The following is a 16480-nucleotide window of genomic DNA, read 5'->3' on the forward strand; positions in this document are numbered from 1 at the left end:
GTGAGCAGGCATTGGTTGTTGTCTGCGGTTGCGGCGGTCCTGTTATGGACCGATCCCGCCAAGGCTCACGATCCCGACGCTCCGGACGTGGAAGTGCCGGACATTCACGTGACGGCCGATCAACCGGTCGCCGCCTCTTCCCAGCAGTTCATTCCCGACAAGGAATATCTCATGCAGCCGCAGGGTCGCCCGGCCCAGGTGTTGCGGCTCATTCCCGGCTTTATCGCGGTGGAGCATTCCGGCGGAGCCGGAAAGGCCGACCAGTACTTCCTGCGGGGGTTCGATGCCGATCACGGTACCGATGTCGCCTTCTTTGCCGATGGCATGCCGATCAATTTGCGAAGTCACGCCCACGGGCAGGGCTACACCGATCTCAACTTCATCATCCCGGAAACCATCGAAGGGGTGGATGTGTACAAAGGCGCGTACCTGCCGGAGTACGGCGATTTCGCCACGGCGGGCGCGGTCAACTTCCGTACACGCGAGGTGGTGGCGGAAGGCGTCGTGCAGTCGGCGGGAGGGCAGTTCAACACGCAGCGCCATCTCTTGATGTTCTCGCCGACGAAGGATGCGGTGCGGACCCTCTTTGCGGCGGAGGGCTATTACACGGACGGGCCGTTCCAGAACGACAATCGCTACTTCCGCGGCAATCTCCTGGGCAAGGCCACGATGAATCCGCTCGGGCGCGATGAACTGGTCATCACGGGAACTTTTCAGAAGTCGCAGTGGAACGGCTCGGGCGAGATTCCCCTGCGGGCCTTGCACGATGGATCGCTCGACCGGTTCGGCTCGATCGATCCGAGCGAGGGAGGCAAGACGCTCCGCAGCACCGGGCGAATCAACTACCATTACGACACCCCCTCAGGCGGGCGTTTCTTCGCGAATGCCTACGCGCAGTACTATCGATTCGACCTGTTCACCGATTTCACGTTCTTTCTCAACGATCCGGTCAACGGCGACGGGTTCCAACAATCGGACCGGCGCGTGATCTACGGCGGCGATGTCGGCTATCGCCACAGCGGCCACCTCTTCGACATGGACGCCGCCGCGACGGTCGGGGTGCAGGCGCGAGCGGACGACATCCATGCACGGTTGGGTCCGCAAGTGAAACGGGCGCCGTTAGGGACGACCGTGGACAGCACCATTTTCGAGGCCTCATACGCGCCGTTCCTCAAATTGGAACTGCAGCCGACTCCGTGGCTGCGACTGGCCGGAGGCGTTCGCACGGAAGTGTTCACTTTCGACGTGCGAAACCGCTGCGCGACTTGCACGGAACAGCCTGCCGGCAATACCAGCTCGGGGGTTGTGCTGCCGAAGATGAACGTCATCTTGGGACCCTGGTTCAGGACGGAATTCTTTGCCAACTACGGCGAGGGCTACCACAGCAACGATGCCCGTTCGGCCGTGGCTCAAGCCGCGTCGCCATTGGCACGGGCGAGGAATTATGAAGTCGGTATTCGGTCGAAGCCCTGGGGGCAGGATGGAGTTGAGCTGATCGCCACTCTCTGGGCGCTGGATTTGAAACAGGAACTTGTATTCGTCGGGGACGCGGGGACGACGGAGATTCGTGGAGCTTCTCGCCGGCGCGGGATGGAAGTCGCTGCGCGCGGGCAAGTCTGGGGGCCGCTCTACTTCAACGGCAGTGTGACTTGGACCAAGGCGGAATTCAACAACGGGGATGCCATTCCCCTGGCCCCGGAAGTGACGGCCTACGGTGCTTTGCTGCTGCGTTGGCCGGAAGGCTTGACCTCACAGATCCAGGCAACGTACCTCGGCGTGAGGCCTTTGGTCGAGGACCGCAGCGCGAAGGCGCCGTCCTGGACCACGTTCGACCTCTCCGAGCGCTATCAACTCCCGGTCACATTGCCGCACGGACGGCTGGAGGCGTTCTTGTTCGTGCAGAACCTCTTCAATACGAAATGGGAGCAGGCCACGTTCTTCTTCGACTCGCGTTTGCGGAACGAAGCGGCCGGCGTGGCGGACACGCATTTTGTGCCGGGGAGTCCACGGTTTGTGATGGCCGGCCTCGCCTGGTACTTCTGATCGCCTTCTGAAAATGGCTCCTAGCGGCGTTCTCGGTTCGAAAATATCCTCAACGTACCGCAAGGGTACGCCTGCGGTATTTTCTCGCCTGCGGGCCTTACTAGGAACCATTTTGAGAAGGCTATTTAGATACATCTGAGTGATCAGCCGCTACGCCTCCGGTGCTGCCATCGGCTGCGGCCTTGCTGGACGGGCATTTTGAGCAGCCTGCCCTGGATGGCAGACCATGCGGTTTTCCCGCCCGATCTTCCTATGCGAAGACTAAGGATTTGACAGCCGGCTCCATTTCAATTCACCATCCAGCAGCGCTTTACTTCGTCGAACCCACATGTCCATGATTCTCCCTCGTGACTTCTTCAACCGACCCACGCTCGAGGTCGCCGGTTCCTTGGTTGGAAAGTATCTCGTGCGGGAGCAGGATGGCCTGCTGACTGCCGGAAAGATCATCGAGGTCGAAGCCTACATCGGCCAAGAGGATAAGGCCTGCCACGCTTCGAAGGGGCGGACGGCTCGGACGGACGTGCTCTTCGGTCCGCCGGGACATGCCTACGTCTACCTGTGCTACGGGATGTATGAGATGCTCAACGTGGTCACGGAGCAGGAAGGTTTTCCGGCCGCAATCCTTTTACGGGCGGTGGAGTGCTCGGGGAACCTGATCGATGGGCCGGGGCGGCTGACTCGGGCCTTCGGTATCGACCGCCGCTTGAATCGCTGTGACCTGACGGTCGGCGAGGCCCTTTGGTTCGAGGACCGCGAGGAGCGATTGCAGGCCGGTGCATTGCACACCTACCCGCGCATCGGGGTGGATTACGCCGGTGAGTGGGCCCACAAACCCTGGCGATTTCGCCTGAGGACAGAGAACTCCACGCCCCGCCGTCCTTCCAGCAAGCGCCCTCTTCTCTAAAAATAAGACGGGGGAAGCCGGTTGGCGGCTTCCCCCGTTTGGGAATCAAGTTTCTCGGGTTCGAGAACTATTCGATCTTGCGATCACCCGTGATCTTCGTGGCAGAGGTCACCGGAGGCTCGATCTTGATCTGCGGACCCTGGACGTTCGGCAAGCGGCCGGCGCCTTGCCCTTCAGTGATGCGGGCATTGTCGGACTTCGTCAGGTTCTGTTCGGCATGCTTGATGGAACCGGCGGACTTCAGGAGGGTCGCTTCACCGCGGGCATCGCTCTGCCCCGGATCATTCGCCGTCGGCTGTCCGGTCACGGGACTGCCATCGTTCTTCATGGGATAGCCTTCGTGCTTCGGCAGCAGTGCCGGATTCGCAGAGGCCAGCGAGAGAGTGAAAAAGATGCCTGCAAGGGTCGCCGCGGTGCCGATGACGAGTTTCATGCCCCTACTCCTTTGAAAGAATGTGAAAGTATGGTGGCTGAGTATGTAGTCATTTAAAGCCGTATGAGCGGGGGAATCTTAGCTGCCGACGGGAGCCCTGTCAAGCACAAAGGGGGGTGCGCCAGCCCCCATGCCGATCCCTTGCTCCCGGAGCGCGCGCCCTCGGAAGGGTCTCGCTCGACGGTCGCAATGGGATCGGCATGCGGCCTGGCTTGAGAGGGATAGCGGGCACCGGAGCAAGGGACACGGCAGATTGCCAGGGGGGCTTTGCTCGCGGAACGGTTGGTGGTTGTTCGATGGTGGTCGCGTTCGGACGTGTCTAATTATGAAGCAGTGAGCGGATGTAGCTGCGTGATTGGACAGAAACGTCGCAGGACGGATCAGTTGGGACGGCGCGGGGGGCGGCGGCCACGACCGCGATAACGGTGTGATGGACCGCGGCTGACGCCGGGGAGGCGAATGGTGACGGTAGTCCCTTCGCCGGGAGCGCTGGCGATGGCGATGCTGCCTTGGTGCTCCTCGACGATCTTCTTGACCGTGGCAAGGCCTAAGCCGGTGCCGGAACGCTTGGTCGTGAAGAAGGGCTCGAACACCTTGTCCACATGCTCGGCCGGGATCGGAGCGCCGTTGTTTTTGATGAGGATCTGCACTTCGAAATGACGGCCTGACCGCTGATTGCTCATGGAGATCGTCAAGATACCACCGGGGGTCATGGCCTCGATGGCGTTCTTGAAGATGCTCAAAAACACCTGCAACATCTTGGCTTCGTCGGCTCGAACCGGCGCGATCATGCCGGCGTATTCCTTCACGACCTGAACCCTGGTCGCTTCCAATTCGGTACCGACGACGGTCAGCGCGTTTTCGACCATCTCCGGGACGCGGCAGAGTCGCCGATTCAGTTCCAGCGGCTTGGCGAAGTCGAGGATCTCGTTGAGGATGGCTTCGATTCGGATCAAGTCCCGCATGGCGTTCTCCACACGGGTCTGGGGATCGAAATCCAGAATGCCTTCCCCGGTCACTTCCTCCAACTGCGCGCGAATCGAGGCCAACGGTTCCCGGACCTCGGTCGCCAGGAAGGCGCTGAACTCGCCGATGGCCGCTTGCCGTTCCTGTTTCCGGATGACCGGCTCAGCGGAGGCGAGGGCTGCGGTGCCGGTCTCCGCGTTGGATTCGCCGCCGGCTGGTGTGGTCGGCGAGGGAGTCGCAGGCGCCGCCTGGAGCAGTTCGACGAGTTTGAGATTGATCGGTTCGACGCTCCGGGCATCGGTGATGGCGTACCGGTCCGCTTCCTTCGAGCCCAGGGTGATGGTACCGCCCACCTGGCCGCGGAGGAAAAAGGGCACGACGAGCGACGAGAGATAGCGATCCTTGTACAGGTACTTGTGGTCTAGAAACCGGCCCTGGGTCGAGGCTAGGTCGTGGTCGACGCGGGGCTTGCGGTGGCGAACAGCCCAACCGGCGGCGGATGCATCCAGCGCCAGGCGTTGTCCCGGCTTGAGATCCTTTTTCTGGTCCTTCGCGTCGGTCTTCATCTCTCCCGCGATGCCCAACACCTCCACGTTGCCGGCCAACGGATCATAGGCGCCGATCCAGGCACGGTCGAAGGGAAGGGTTTGCCCGAGTTCGTTCAAGAGGGCGACAACCTGCGCTTGGGTTTCCGGCGTCGCATGGGACGGCGTGGTGGTAAACACGTCGGCCGGCGAGGTCGTGGGCAGCGGTTCGTGGTGGACCATCGAGCGGCCGAGCAGCACGTTGGTGTCAAACAGCGATTCCCGCTCCAGCGCCTTGGTGATGTCGTCGCCGGCCTGCTCCATCATCACCTTGTCCTTCTTGGCGAAGGTGGCGTTGTCTTTGCGGCCGATGACGAGGAATCCATAGACCTGCTGGCGATGGCGCAGCGGCACGCCCAGGAGTGATTTGGCGCCAGGCATGACCAACTGGAGGCGAAGCGTGCGCGAGGCTTCGGCGTCGTTGCTGTTCGGCGCCGTCGCGAGCACTTTCTGGGACGAGAGCGTTCGGACGATCGCCTGGACGTCGCGCGGAGTGAAGCCGCGATGCACGTGCGCCGTGAGCGGGCCCTTCTCTTGGTGGAAAACCGCTGCCAACGCGGCATCCGCCGGCAGTCCGTTGATGACCGACGTCAGGGTCCGTTGGAGATGGGTTTCCGTGGCGGCTTTGGCTTGTTCGGGAGCGGGGCTCATCGACCTCAGTGGAGCGATCGCGCTTGGCGGTCTCAGTTCGTTGCCGTCATTCGGCTGATGCCCGCGACGCCAGCAAACTTGACGGCGGACGCGGGGGTTGCAATCACGGGCACAGTGTATTGCAGAGGCCGGTGAAATCTGGGCGCATTGTAGCAGCGAGCCATTCGTAACTCAAGGAATGTATCGAAGCCACATCGCTTATGGCAAATGGCCTACGGCAGAAGCAGCGGAATGGCTCTGCCGGTGGCTCAGGCCCTAAGCCATAGGCTATCAGCTCTGCGCCTGTTCACGGATTGATGATCGTCGGCGGTCGGCGGGGTTGCTGGAAGCTTTCGCCACGCTGATGTTCGACCGCCAGGACCATGTTGAGGATGCCGCTCGCGATGCTGATGACCAGAGCACCCCAGAACGAGGGCCAGAATCCGGTGACGGTGAATCCCTTCACGATTGCCGCCGTCACCTGCAGCAACAGCGCATTGATCAGGACCATGAACAGTCCGAGCGTGACAAGAATCAGCGGCATCGACAACAGGTAGAGCAGAGGTCGGATGACGGTATTGAGGAGGGTCAGCACGAGCACGGCGGCCAGGCCTGCACCGAGGCTGTCGGACTCGATCCCTGGGACGATCGTCACGGCGAGGAACACAGCAACGCCCATGACGATGATCCGCAGAAACACCGGCCGAAGGCCGTCTCCGCCCGCGCTCATCTGCTGCGATCCATGAATTTGGAAGACAGGCATCGCGGCCTAGGGTTTCCCTTTCGCCGGCGGGTTCGAATAATGGACCTCACTGGCGACCAGCCCGCCGGTTCCGGATTCAACTTCCGCGACCACCCGGTCCCCGACTTGGGGGGGGCCCTTGGGCCGGCGCAGGATTTTCGAGGTGTATTTCGTCTTGTCCGTCAGTTGGACGATCACCAGGTCGCCCTTCTGCGTTTTCACTTCCATATGGGTGGCGTCGATGACTGTGACGGTGCCGAACACATGCTGTCCTGTTCCATGGGCGGATGCCACGACAGGAACCAGGAGAAACATCAAGGCTGCCAAACCTGCACGCAAAGCGTTCACGGGACGATCCTTTCGCTATACGTTAGTGGTGGTGGGCACCGGCCGCGCTTCCCGCCGCATCGTTGCCTTCAAGAAACTGGTTGATCATGGCCTCTTCCTCGAGATCCTTCTTGGATTTCGGGTTCAGCGACTTCATTTCCTGCAGTTCTTCCTCGGTCAGGCTGGGGAGATGGCGGATGAAATGCACCAATTCCCAGCTCGCCCGGTCTTTCGCCGGATCGCCGGTGCCCCAGGCCGGCATGCCTGTGAAGCGGATGCCGTTCTGAATCACAAAGAACATTTCGCCGTCGGTCAGCTTTTGCGTGTCGGGCAGGCGCAGGTCGGGAGACTTGGGGTACACGTTCTTGCCGATGGCCGTCTGACCGCTGCCGTCGTTCGCATGGCAGATGGCACAGTGGTCGGCGAAATGGGCGCGCGCATCCGCGAGCAGGTCTTGCGTCAGCGGCAGCGGATTCCGCAGGTTTCGATTCTCATAGGGAATGGCAAGGTGGCGGAGTTGGCGGGCCGCAAGCACTTCCAGTTCATTCGGCTCGGCCTTGGCGCTGAAACCGGTTGAGAAGGATTGGTAGCCAAACCAGCCCAGGATACCGAGGCCGGCCAACATCCCCAAGATCACCAATGCGCAAAACTTTCGCATGCTCCGTCTCTGTCCCCTCGCCACGGCCTTTTTTACACTATACAGACTAGACCCCCTGAAAGCCACAATGGGGAAGGGAGGCGGGGTGCACCGGCGCTGAGCGGAAGGGGCGATTGCCGGACAAGCCGCCCAGTTGTCGGTAGGAGGGTGATTAGCGTGCCGATTGCGTGGCAGGCGTGAGCAAGCGCAGGAGCAGGAGGACCGTGACCGGCACGTACATCAGAAGGCCGGTCGTGCCCTGGAGCGCTTCACCGATCCAGAAGGTGACTGCCAAGTTGAAGATCAGCACTCCATAATACAGACCGGTACCCAGAAGGAGTCTGTGCGTCGTCGAAGGTGTATGCGGAGGGAGCGGATCGGCGAGCCGCCGGTCGAGGGGAAAGTAGAAAAGGAGTGAAATCGCTCCGACCACCGCCCAGCCGACATAGTTGGCTATCGGCACGCCATAGTGCACGCCGGGGTCGGGATAGTAGTAGATCTTGCCGAGGAACCAGCGGTCGCCGCGCAGCGCCACGGGGTCGATCACCATGTCGATAAAGGCGAAGAACAGCACGCTCAAGATAAACACCGGCCAAGAGGTGCGCTCGGCGGGAGCGAAGGACAGGTTCGGCAGACCGGAGTGGCGCGTCCCGGCTTGCATGGGAAGGAGTAAGAGCAGCGCGAGACAGTAGCTGGCGAAGAGCAGAAACGAAAACGAGATCGAATCCATGAAGGGAATATTGGAAAAATAGAGTTCCAGCCCGACCGTGGATCCATTGTAGTGATACCAGCCGAAGGGGATGCCGTTGCGCGTGGAAGAAAACTCGCAGACGAACGCGGTGATCCAACTGATGAGCCAGAACCGCCACGTCCGCGGCCAACCGATCAGCATGATTGCAGAAAACAAGAACGCCGCCAGAAAGGCGAACACGTAGGGGCGGAGGAGGATCGTCTTTACAAAAAGAAGGAGAAGTTCCATCGGGTACGTTGAGGATCGTGCCGAGCCGAGAACGTGGCTGGAGGCCTATTTCAGCATCCGATTAGGCATAGCCATGCTCGCGGAACCACTTCACCGCCTTTTCGAGCGCAACCTCAGGCGGTGTTTGTGGGATCCCGAGCTCGCGGATGGCTTTCGAGCAGTCGTAGTGCATTTTGTATTTGGCCATTTTCACGCCTTCGAGCGGGATCCGCGGAGGATGGCCCGTGAGGTCGGCGATCCATTGGTTGGCGTAGGCGAGGGGAAGGATGGCCAGGCGGGGCAGTTTGATCGACGGTGCGTTCACGCCTGTGAGCCGGCTGAGGATCTCGAATACCTCGCGTAGCATGAGGTTCTTGCAGCCCAAGATATACCGTTCGCCCAGGCGGCCTTTCTCCATCGCGAGCAGGTGCCCCGCGGCCACGTCGTCCACGTCTACGATGTTCATGCCGGTTTCGATGTAGGCGGGCATGCGGCCTTTCATGAAATCGACGATGACCTGGCCTGTAGGAGTCGGCCGGACATCGGCTGCCCCGACCGGGGCGCTCGGATTCACGATCACGACCGGGAGGCCTTCCTTGGCCAACTTCAGGACTTCCTGTTCGGCTAAGTACTTGGATCGCTTGTAATGGCCGGCCATCTGGTCCAGCGAGACGGGAGTCTGTTCGGTGCCCAGGCCGCCGCCCGGTGGCAAGCCGATCGCGCCGATCGTGCTGCAATACACGCTGCGCTCCACGCCGACCTCGCGCGCGGCTTCGAGAATGTTCCTCGTGCCTGTGACATTGACGTCGTAAAAGATGGCGGGATCTTTGGCCCACAGGGCGTAGTGGGCCGCCACGTGGTAGAGCTGCCGGCATCCGGTCAGCGCCCGCTTGAGCGACTCCCGGTCTCGCAGGTCGCCTTCAACCCGTTCGGCCTTCAAGCCGTTCAGGTTCTGCAGGTCTGCGCCTTGCCGAGCCAGGACTCGCACCTCGGCGCCGGAGGCGACCAGTGCCCGGGCCACGGCCCCGCCGACAAACCCGGTTGCTCCGGTGACGAGAACCTTCATGGGGAATGGCGTATGGCTAATGGCGTATAGCGTAGGGCACGGACACGATGTGGTCTGTTCCTAGCCATAGGCTATAAGCCATACGCTCCTAGTTTTTTCTGGAGGTGATGTAGCGCGCGATGTCGCGGAGTGGATCGGCGGCGGCACCGAAGGAATTCAGCCGTCCGATCGCGCGGGTGACACAGTCATCCGCCAACTTGCGCGCGCCCTCGACGCCGTAGAACGTCGGGTACGTCTTTTTGCCGCGCTCCGCGTCGGTGTTCGGGTTCTTGCCCAACTCCTCGCGGGTCCCGGTCACGTTCAGCACATCATCGGCGATTTGGAACGCGAGCCCGATGTCCTCGGCATAGCCGGTGAGGTCGTCGAGTTGCCGGTCAGAAGCGCCGGCGGCGATGGCTCCCATGCGGACGGCCGCCCGGATCAGCATGCCGGTCTTGTGTTTGTGAATGTTCTGCAGCGTCGCCAGGTCGATATCCTGGTTCTCGGCCTGAATGTCGAAGACCTGGCCGCCGACCATGCCCATGTTGCCGGAGCCGTAGGCCAATTCTTGAATGATGCGGACTTGTCGAGACGGCTCGCAGCCCTTCATCAGGTCGGGTCGGCTGATCAGGTCGAAGGCCATGGTCAGCAGCGCATCGCCGGCCAAAATCGCCATCGCCTCGCCATAGACCTTATGGTTGGTCGGTTTACCCCGGCGAAAATCATCGTTGTCCATCGACGGCAAGTCGTCGTGGATCAAGGAATAGGTATGGATGAATTCCAGCGAGCAGGCGACCGCCATCAAGCCGGGCGGCGTCGTCCCTACCACGGCTTCGGCCGCGGCGATCGTCAAGATCGGGCGGACCCGCTTGCCACCTGCCATAAGGCTATAGCGCATGCTCTCGTGAAGTGTGGTCGGTGGGGTGGCAGCCGGGGGGCTGACCTGATCCAGAAATCGGTCTACCGCAAGCCGGTTATGTTCGAGATAGTCCTTAATGTTCATGGGTATATAGGGTGAAGATCAGGAATGGTGTAGAACCGGCGCGGAGAGTAGCAAATGGGTCAAAGGAGTGTCAAACCGGGGGCAGGGGAGTCTCCCCGTGGTCGCGGAACGCGCACGATCGGAATGTGTTCGTCCGATGCGCATAGTGAAGGACCGCCAGGTGACTTTCTCCCTTTTCCCCTTCTTGTTTTTAAGCCTGATGCCCCGTTATACTGCGCCCCCATGAGTATCAGAAAAGCCGGTGGTGATTGGGCGCCGATGCTGCTCCCGATCGAGCCGCGTCATTGCAAAGTTTGTCAGCAGGGGCTCTACCGGGATAAGACGCTCTTCCGGGGCGGTTGGTCCCGTTGCACCGTCTGCGACGAGTTCGTCCATTACAGCTGCCTGGCCAGCGGGAAAGTCTCGTTTCTGAAGGCGCGCCCGAGGATCTGCAAGGCTTGCCGGGAAGCCAAGGCTCAGGCCTCGCGCACCGTCCATCTCTCTCCCCGCGAACCGGCCGCCATCGGGTCATGACCACTCTGGTTCCCCCGCACCAACGTTCGGCAAGGCCGGCGTGGCATGTCTTTTTTTCGCAAGCGGTCCTCTACGGCCTGGCACCGTTACTGTTCATTTCCAGCGGGTTCTTCACCGCTAACTTCGTGGTCAGTGGGCACTATAGTTGGCCTCGGACTAGCCGTGTGCTGGTCTTATCGGTCACGCTCCTCATCCTTGCCTATGAGTTCGTCTACAAAGAGCAGGCGGTTCGCGCCGGCACTCCTGATCGGGCGCTCCAAGCCATGATCTATTCTTGCGCTGCCCCATACGCAGTGGGGGTGCTGCTGATGCTGGGTCTCGCGAAGCTCTGGTGAGACTGTTACATCAGGCTTCCAGCTTCGTTCTCGCTTCCGTAGTCCGCATGTAAACGAAATGCTGTTTCTCTCGTCCCCGAGGTGGAGATGGGGCAGGTTTATCAAAGCGGGGCCTTCATTCAACAATGTTTTGCGGTTCACCCGCTCTGTCTGGCGCTGAAGCGCATAGACGAGACGATGGGCCGCTTGATTTTCACCTGCACGTCCTGCCGCATGGTTCACCACATCGTGGCCGACGACGTCGCCACTCGCGTCGCAGCCGTACCGGCTGGCGCGGCGGAATCGAGGGAGGGCCCGGTCGCGACGGCGCGCGAGGTGCTGTCGGGCTGCGCGGCGCGCCATCCCGTGGCTGTGACCATTCGTGAAATGGACGTGATCCGTGACACTGTAGGATTGCGCTGCGCCGAATGTCGCCGCATCTTTGAAGTGAGGGCGGCCTCATTCGAATCTCATCAAAAATCGTAACAGGATGTTGAAAACGCCTTTGAACATCCTGCAGAACTTCGGCATTGTGCCGTTCCCTTCGCCGCCGGGCATAAGCCCTGTTAAGCGTCGTTCATGAAGCGTCTCTCGTTCATGCCGAGGTATTACAACTCCCGCCATGCCGACGCCTCTTCCTGATCCATCCCTGACACCCGACCAAGTGAGATTGGTTGCGGATGTCGGGTTCTTCAAGGCCAAGCAGCAGATCACCCACAAAGTCCGGGGTTGGTTGGAGCAACTCCATGGAGGCTTGGCGGAAGACCTTGGGAGCCGGGCGCTGCTGCTGCCGCCGCAATTCGACCCCAGTAAATTTCAACTCGTGAAGGGCGAACACCTGGAAGATTGTCCCTACCAGTATCTGGATTTTCCCAAACATTACGTGGGGGACGAGAAGTTTACCTTTAGGACGTTGTTCTGGTGGGGGCACCATGCGGCCACCGCGCTGATTGTCGAAGGCGGGCAGGTCAAATCGTACAAGAAGAACCTCGTCGACCGCTTCCACCAGCTGGCCGGACAGGAACTGGAACTGTCTTTGGCCCCGACCTTGTGGGAGTGGAAGCGGGGAGAAGGTTATACCCTGCCGATCACGCATGACCGCAAGGCGCAGATTGCCGCCGTGCTTTCCGGCCGGATGAGATTCAAGATCCTGCGGTTTCTTCCCCTGGACTCACCGGTGATGGCTGAAGGCCGCCTTTCCGACTGGGCTCGGGACACCTTCCGCCGGCTGCTCCCGCTGCTGAACTCCTCGTAACGTTTTTCATTCTGCGGTTTGTCATTCGGAGGGCGAGTTGGGTAGACTAGCCCGCGTTGTTCCGCCGGCCTGTGTCATTCTGTCACAGCGTCGGGGTTGCGGAATTTGTAGAGCAACTCGGAACGGATTCATCCACTACGCTGACGTCATTTTTCCATGGAGGACGGTGTGATTGCACAGGGGATCAAAATCGCAGGACGCATGTGTCTGGTGGCGGCATTGGCGCTGACGGTGGGCTGCGCCGGCAAGGGAGAAATGGTCTTGGTCAATGTCCAGCCTCAGCCGGTAGTGGCGCCGGTGCCGGCCGGACAGCCGGAGCCGCTCAAGATTGTGATCGAGCCGTTTGAGGATTTGCGCGCGGAGAAAACGAAGATCGGCCAGCGGTCGCATCTCATCGGGGGTGGGCTGACCTTCTTCAACGTGACCGGTGGAAAGCCGGGTGTCACGGTGGCGGAGGCCCTCGCCGAACGGTTGCGCCAGAAGGGATGGAACGGTAAGGGCTGGGATGCCAGAGTGGTGCAATCGGGCGTGGGCGTGTCGGGTGCGGACATCGTCATTACCGGCGAAGTGCGGGAGTTCAGCGCCAACGCCAAGGCCCGGTTCATGAATACCAAGATCTGGGCCGAGAGCCGCATCGTGATTACCGCGAAGAACGTTGCCGACGGGAGTACTACGACGCGCAACATTCAGGGCGAGCAGACGCAGACCGTGTTCTGGTTCGACAGCGACGATATTCGGGATCTGCTCTCCGCGACCCTGAAGGACGGCCTCGATCGGTTCCTCACCGACACCAAGGTTGAAGATCGCGCCCTGAAGTCGGCCAAGTGACGGACAGATCATCGGTGCCGGCCTCGGACCCCATAGGAGGCAGTGGTGCGTGAGCGACGGTGGGAAACCCCGGCCCGATTGAAGTTCAGCGATCTCTTGGCGGTGGGGGAGCGCCTCGGCGCGTTGGGGCTGAAGCCCACCCACCCCGCCAAGGACGTGATCTGTTATGTCGAGGAATGGGCGGTCGAATCGACCGAGGAATTCGACCGGCTTGATCCCTGGGCCACGGAAGACGTGACATTGATCCACGCGCGGGACGCGTGGAAAGGCGATTTCTTTCTCCTTTCCGGCGGGTACCACACGATTTATCAGCGGTATCAGGACGTCGGAACCTACTGCTCCATCAGCCATCCCTGGCGCATTCGCGGCCCCCTGCGTTTTCATCAGCCCATCGCTATGCTCTGGCTGGGGTTTCGCCACACACACGCGTTCATCCGTGTCAGACTCCACACCACTGAGGTTGTGACACCGGGCGAGACCAGGGAGGACGCAAAGCGCCTCGACTGGATCGATGAGCGGCGGGCGGCGTTCCTGGAGGCGATCACCACGCTGGAGTTGCCGGTGGAGACGGCGGTGGAGAAAAAGCAGGTCGTGTTGAGGCCGGCGGACCCTGCGACGCCGTTCTTCTGCTCCTGGCCCGATGCTTTCGGCCCCTGCCAGTTTGAATACAACACCTCCGACGCGTACGAGTTCCTCGTGCCGGCCAGTAAACTCGCCTCCACGTTCATTCCGCAAGCCGCGAATGTCCGTGCCTACCTGACGGGGTTTTCCGAGGAAGCCTTGACCGATTTCGCCGACGTGCCGCCCCGCGCCAAGCAGCTCTATCGCTGTTCCGTCCATTGCGTGCTCGACGAAGTGCCCGAGGTGCTGGAAGCCATCGCGCCGCAAGGGCGGCTCTATACGACGCTCTGTGAATTCCAGACGCAGGAGTTGTTGCCGGACGGGGAGGATGCATCGGCCATCGTGGGTATTGTCGGCGCGGCGGGCGGCTTTCAGTTGGAGGTCCGCTTGAATCGCGCGCCGCTGCCGGAAGACCAAATGGCCGGATGGCTCCAGCGGTTGTTGGGGTATGGGGTCGTCTATGCGCCGCTGCCCCCCTTCATCTAGGGCCGACGGCTGAAGATACCCGCCCCATGGACTCGTGAGACGTGAAACGGCAGACGGAAGACGTGAGACGAGCATGCGGCTTGCCTGATCCGCAAACGTTGCTGTTCGATTGTCTCTTGGATTCCCTCCGAATCACTTCTTGTTTGACATTCCTGCCTGACTCCTGAAGTCTTGTGCCATGGTTTCGATGCAGCGGTTCCAGTCGGTGCTGGGTAAGCCCTATCTCCCGCCATTGTTCTTTTTCAGCGGGGTCACCTACGACACGGTGACGCTGACCAGGATCGACCGGTTGCTCGACAATTTGCTCCTGCTGCTGTACCTGGCGCTGTTGGGCTTTCTGATCGTCCTCACCGGCCGGTTAGGCACCAGCGAAGCGCGCCCTGAAGACCTTCCACCCGACGCGCCCGCCTATCTGCGTTGGGTGCTGCAAGCCAAGCCTTATGCGCCGATGGCGATTCAGTTTCTGCTGGGCGGTCTCTTCAGCGCCTATGCGATCTTCTATTCCAAGAGCGCGACCTTCGCCGGCACGGCGGTATTTTTCTGCGTGTTGGTCGGATTCCTGGTTGCGAACGAGTTCCTGCGCAGCCGGCTGTCTAATGTGCAGTTGCTCGTGAGCCTGTATGCCTTGGTATGTTTCGCGTTTTTCACCTTCTTCCTGCCGGTGATGACCGGATGGATGAATGCGGCGATTTTTCTTGCCGGGGCTGTCCTGACGGTGCTGGTTGTGCTTCGGGTCGTGCAGTTGATCTATTGGCGGAACTCCGCCCGCACCAGGCGCGAAGCGCTGTTGGCCGGAGCGCCGGCCCTGGCGATCGTGGGTCTGCTGGTCGGGTTCTACTTCCTCAACTGGATTCCGCCGGTGCCGCTGTCGCTCAAGTACGGCGGCATGTATCACGAGATCAAACGGTCGGGGGATCGCTTCGAACTTTCGTTCGAGAAACGGTGGTATGAGGTCTGGAAAGCGTCGGACGATGTGATCCCAACCAACGACCCCGTGTATTGCTTCACCGCTGTCTTCGCGCCCGTGACCCTCAGGACGACGATTTATCACCACTGGCACTACCGCCCGGATGGCAGCAAACCCTATGTCCATGCGGACCGGATTCCCCTCAAAATCGCCGGAGGGCGGGAGGGCGGCTATCGGGCCTACACATTCAAGGAGGGGTTGGATGTCGGCGATTGGCGCGTCGATGTCGAGGCCGAGGACGGGAGGGTGATCGGTCGCGTCTCGGTGAAGGTGACGGCCGAAGCGTCGGAAGGACCGCTGGCGCTGAAAACGGTCGTGTATTGACCCAATGGGGTGTCTCAGGCTGGCCGCCGATCGGCTTGGCAGCTGATCCCAATTCGGGGGAGGGACGAGCGCTCATGAAGTCCGGTCGCGGCGTGGAGATACTCGAAGAGCGCGAGGGAGAGGGGACGCCGGCCCAGAAGGGCGATCATCTGTTGTTCAATATGCGCCTCTTTCTCAATCGCGGGGAGGAGGTATCGTTCAACAAGCGGCAGGCCGAGCAACTCCCAACGGACATGGTTCGGGTGGTGGAGGGTGTAACGTTGGTTGATCACCGGATTGTCCTGGGGCGTCGCCAGGCCGTTGCGGGGATCGAGCAGGCGTTGACCGGGATGAAGGTCGGCGGCTATCGCAAGGTCCGCATCGGTCCACACCTGGCCTACGGAGACAAGGGACTACCAGGCCTCATTCCGCCCAATGCCCTGTTGGTGGCGGAGTTGTGGCTGCGGGAGATTTCGCCGCCTGTCAGCGAAAAATAGATAAGTGTAACCGTGTGTCTTCCGGCATAATGCAACAATGAGAACCTTATCCCCCTGTCCCGATAAGCCCAACTGTGTTTCCACCGCTGCGCAGGAAGAGCGCCATGCGATTGCGCCGTTCCGCTATCGAAAGAGCCGTGCGGAGGCGAAGGAGGCGTTGAAGGCTGCCATTGCCGGGCTTCCGCGCACGAAGTTGGTGGAAGAAGACGATGCCTACCTCCATTACGAATTCACCAGCCTCTTGCTTCGATTCGTCGACGACGTGGAGTTCCTGTTCGATGAGGACGGCAAGACCATTCAGTTCCGCTCGGCTTCCCGTGTCGGCTACGGCGATCTCGGCGTGAACCGCCGCCGCATGGAAGATATCCGGTCGCTGCTGGATGGTAAGTTGTAAGAACCCGCGCGTCCTGTTCGCCACTGCCCA

Annotated in this window: 19 protein-coding genes; 11 read left to right on the plus strand and 8 right to left on the minus strand. The window is 61.0% G+C overall.

Annotated elements, in window-relative coordinates:
- Both KF814_09720 and KF814_09725 read left to right on the plus strand, forming a co-directional pair.
- Positions 1 to 2043, plus strand: a complete 2043-nt coding sequence (locus tag KF814_09720; GenBank protein MBX3236419.1) for a TonB-dependent receptor plug domain-containing protein — start codon at positions 1 to 3, stop codon at positions 2041 to 2043.
- Between the two features lie 328 nt (positions 2044 to 2371).
- The gene (locus tag KF814_09725; GenBank protein ID MBX3236420.1) at positions 2372 to 2947 is read left to right on the plus strand and encodes a DNA-3-methyladenine glycosylase; all 576 of its coding nucleotides are present in this window, start codon (positions 2372 to 2374) and stop codon (positions 2945 to 2947) included.
- Between the two features lie 67 nt (positions 2948 to 3014).
- Here the strand turns inward: KF814_09725 and KF814_09730 are convergent, their stop codons facing one another.
- The 8 genes from KF814_09730 to KF814_09765 form a co-directional block, all read right to left on the minus strand.
- Entirely contained in the window at positions 3015 to 3380 is a 366-nt protein-coding gene (locus tag KF814_09730) for a hypothetical protein (GenBank protein ID MBX3236421.1), read from the minus strand.
- A gap of 380 nt (positions 3381 to 3760) precedes the next feature.
- Positions 3761 to 5581 (minus strand): GAF domain-containing protein, encoded by a 1821-nt coding sequence (locus KF814_09735; GenBank protein ID MBX3236422.1) that lies wholly within the window; start codon positions 5579 to 5581, stop codon positions 3761 to 3763.
- Positions 5582 to 5867: 286 nt separating this feature from the next.
- Positions 5868 to 6290, minus strand: coding sequence for a phage holin family protein (locus tag KF814_09740; protein MBX3236423.1), 423 nt, complete (start codon positions 6288 to 6290; stop codon positions 5868 to 5870).
- A 39-nt stretch (positions 6291 to 6329) separates the two neighbouring features.
- Positions 6330 to 6650 (minus strand): hypothetical protein, encoded by a 321-nt coding sequence (locus KF814_09745; protein MBX3236424.1) that lies wholly within the window; start codon positions 6648 to 6650, stop codon positions 6330 to 6332.
- A gap of 22 nt (positions 6651 to 6672) precedes the next feature.
- Positions 6673 to 7287, minus strand: coding sequence for a c-type cytochrome (locus KF814_09750; GenBank protein MBX3236425.1), 615 nt, complete (start codon positions 7285 to 7287; stop codon positions 6673 to 6675).
- A gap of 151 nt (positions 7288 to 7438) precedes the next feature.
- Positions 7439 to 8245, minus strand: a complete 807-nt coding sequence (locus KF814_09755) for a carotenoid biosynthesis protein (GenBank protein MBX3236426.1) — start codon at positions 8243 to 8245, stop codon at positions 7439 to 7441.
- 61 nt (positions 8246 to 8306) lie between these two features.
- Entirely contained in the window at positions 8307 to 9290 is a 984-nt protein-coding gene (locus KF814_09760) for an SDR family NAD(P)-dependent oxidoreductase (protein ID MBX3236427.1), read from the minus strand.
- 88 nt (positions 9291 to 9378) lie between these two features.
- The gene (locus KF814_09765; GenBank protein MBX3236428.1) at positions 9379 to 10272 is read right to left on the minus strand and encodes a polyprenyl synthetase family protein; all 894 of its coding nucleotides are present in this window, start codon (positions 10270 to 10272) and stop codon (positions 9379 to 9381) included.
- A gap of 222 nt (positions 10273 to 10494) precedes the next feature.
- On the opposite strand from KF814_09765, the gene KF814_09770 reads away from it, so the two are divergent.
- The 9 genes from KF814_09770 to KF814_09810 all read left to right on the plus strand — a co-directional run bounded on the left by KF814_09770 (position 10495) and on the right by KF814_09810 (position 16450).
- The gene (locus KF814_09770; protein ID MBX3236429.1) at positions 10495 to 10785 is read left to right on the plus strand and encodes a hypothetical protein; all 291 of its coding nucleotides are present in this window, start codon (positions 10495 to 10497) and stop codon (positions 10783 to 10785) included.
- Entirely contained in the window at positions 10782 to 11120 is a 339-nt protein-coding gene (locus tag KF814_09775; protein MBX3236430.1) for a hypothetical protein, read from the plus strand. The genes KF814_09770 and KF814_09775 overlap by 4 nt, the downstream gene beginning before the upstream one ends.
- A gap of 87 nt (positions 11121 to 11207) precedes the next feature.
- Positions 11208 to 11585, plus strand: a complete 378-nt coding sequence (locus KF814_09780; protein ID MBX3236431.1) for a hypothetical protein — start codon at positions 11208 to 11210, stop codon at positions 11583 to 11585.
- Between the two features lie 136 nt (positions 11586 to 11721).
- The gene (locus tag KF814_09785) at positions 11722 to 12354 is read left to right on the plus strand and encodes a hypothetical protein (GenBank protein ID MBX3236432.1); all 633 of its coding nucleotides are present in this window, start codon (positions 11722 to 11724) and stop codon (positions 12352 to 12354) included.
- 168 nt (positions 12355 to 12522) lie between these two features.
- Positions 12523 to 13182, plus strand: coding sequence for a hypothetical protein (locus KF814_09790; protein ID MBX3236433.1), 660 nt, complete (start codon positions 12523 to 12525; stop codon positions 13180 to 13182).
- A gap of 45 nt (positions 13183 to 13227) precedes the next feature.
- Positions 13228 to 14289 (plus strand): hypothetical protein, encoded by a 1062-nt coding sequence (locus tag KF814_09795; protein MBX3236434.1) that lies wholly within the window; start codon positions 13228 to 13230, stop codon positions 14287 to 14289.
- A 178-nt stretch (positions 14290 to 14467) separates the two neighbouring features.
- Positions 14468 to 15580: a DUF2914 domain-containing protein gene (locus KF814_09800; protein MBX3236435.1), complete on the plus strand. Its 1113-nt coding sequence runs from the start codon at positions 14468 to 14470 to the stop codon at positions 15578 to 15580.
- A 74-nt stretch (positions 15581 to 15654) separates the two neighbouring features.
- Entirely contained in the window at positions 15655 to 16056 is a 402-nt protein-coding gene (locus KF814_09805; protein MBX3236436.1) for an FKBP-type peptidyl-prolyl cis-trans isomerase, read from the plus strand.
- 37 nt (positions 16057 to 16093) lie between these two features.
- The gene (locus KF814_09810) at positions 16094 to 16450 is read left to right on the plus strand and encodes a DUF1499 domain-containing protein (protein ID MBX3236437.1); all 357 of its coding nucleotides are present in this window, start codon (positions 16094 to 16096) and stop codon (positions 16448 to 16450) included.
- Positions 16451 to 16480 lie beyond the last annotated feature (30 nt).

The organism is Nitrospiraceae bacterium (assembly GCA_019637075.1).
Lineage (GTDB): Bacteria > Nitrospirota > Nitrospiria > Nitrospirales > Nitrospiraceae > JAHBWI01.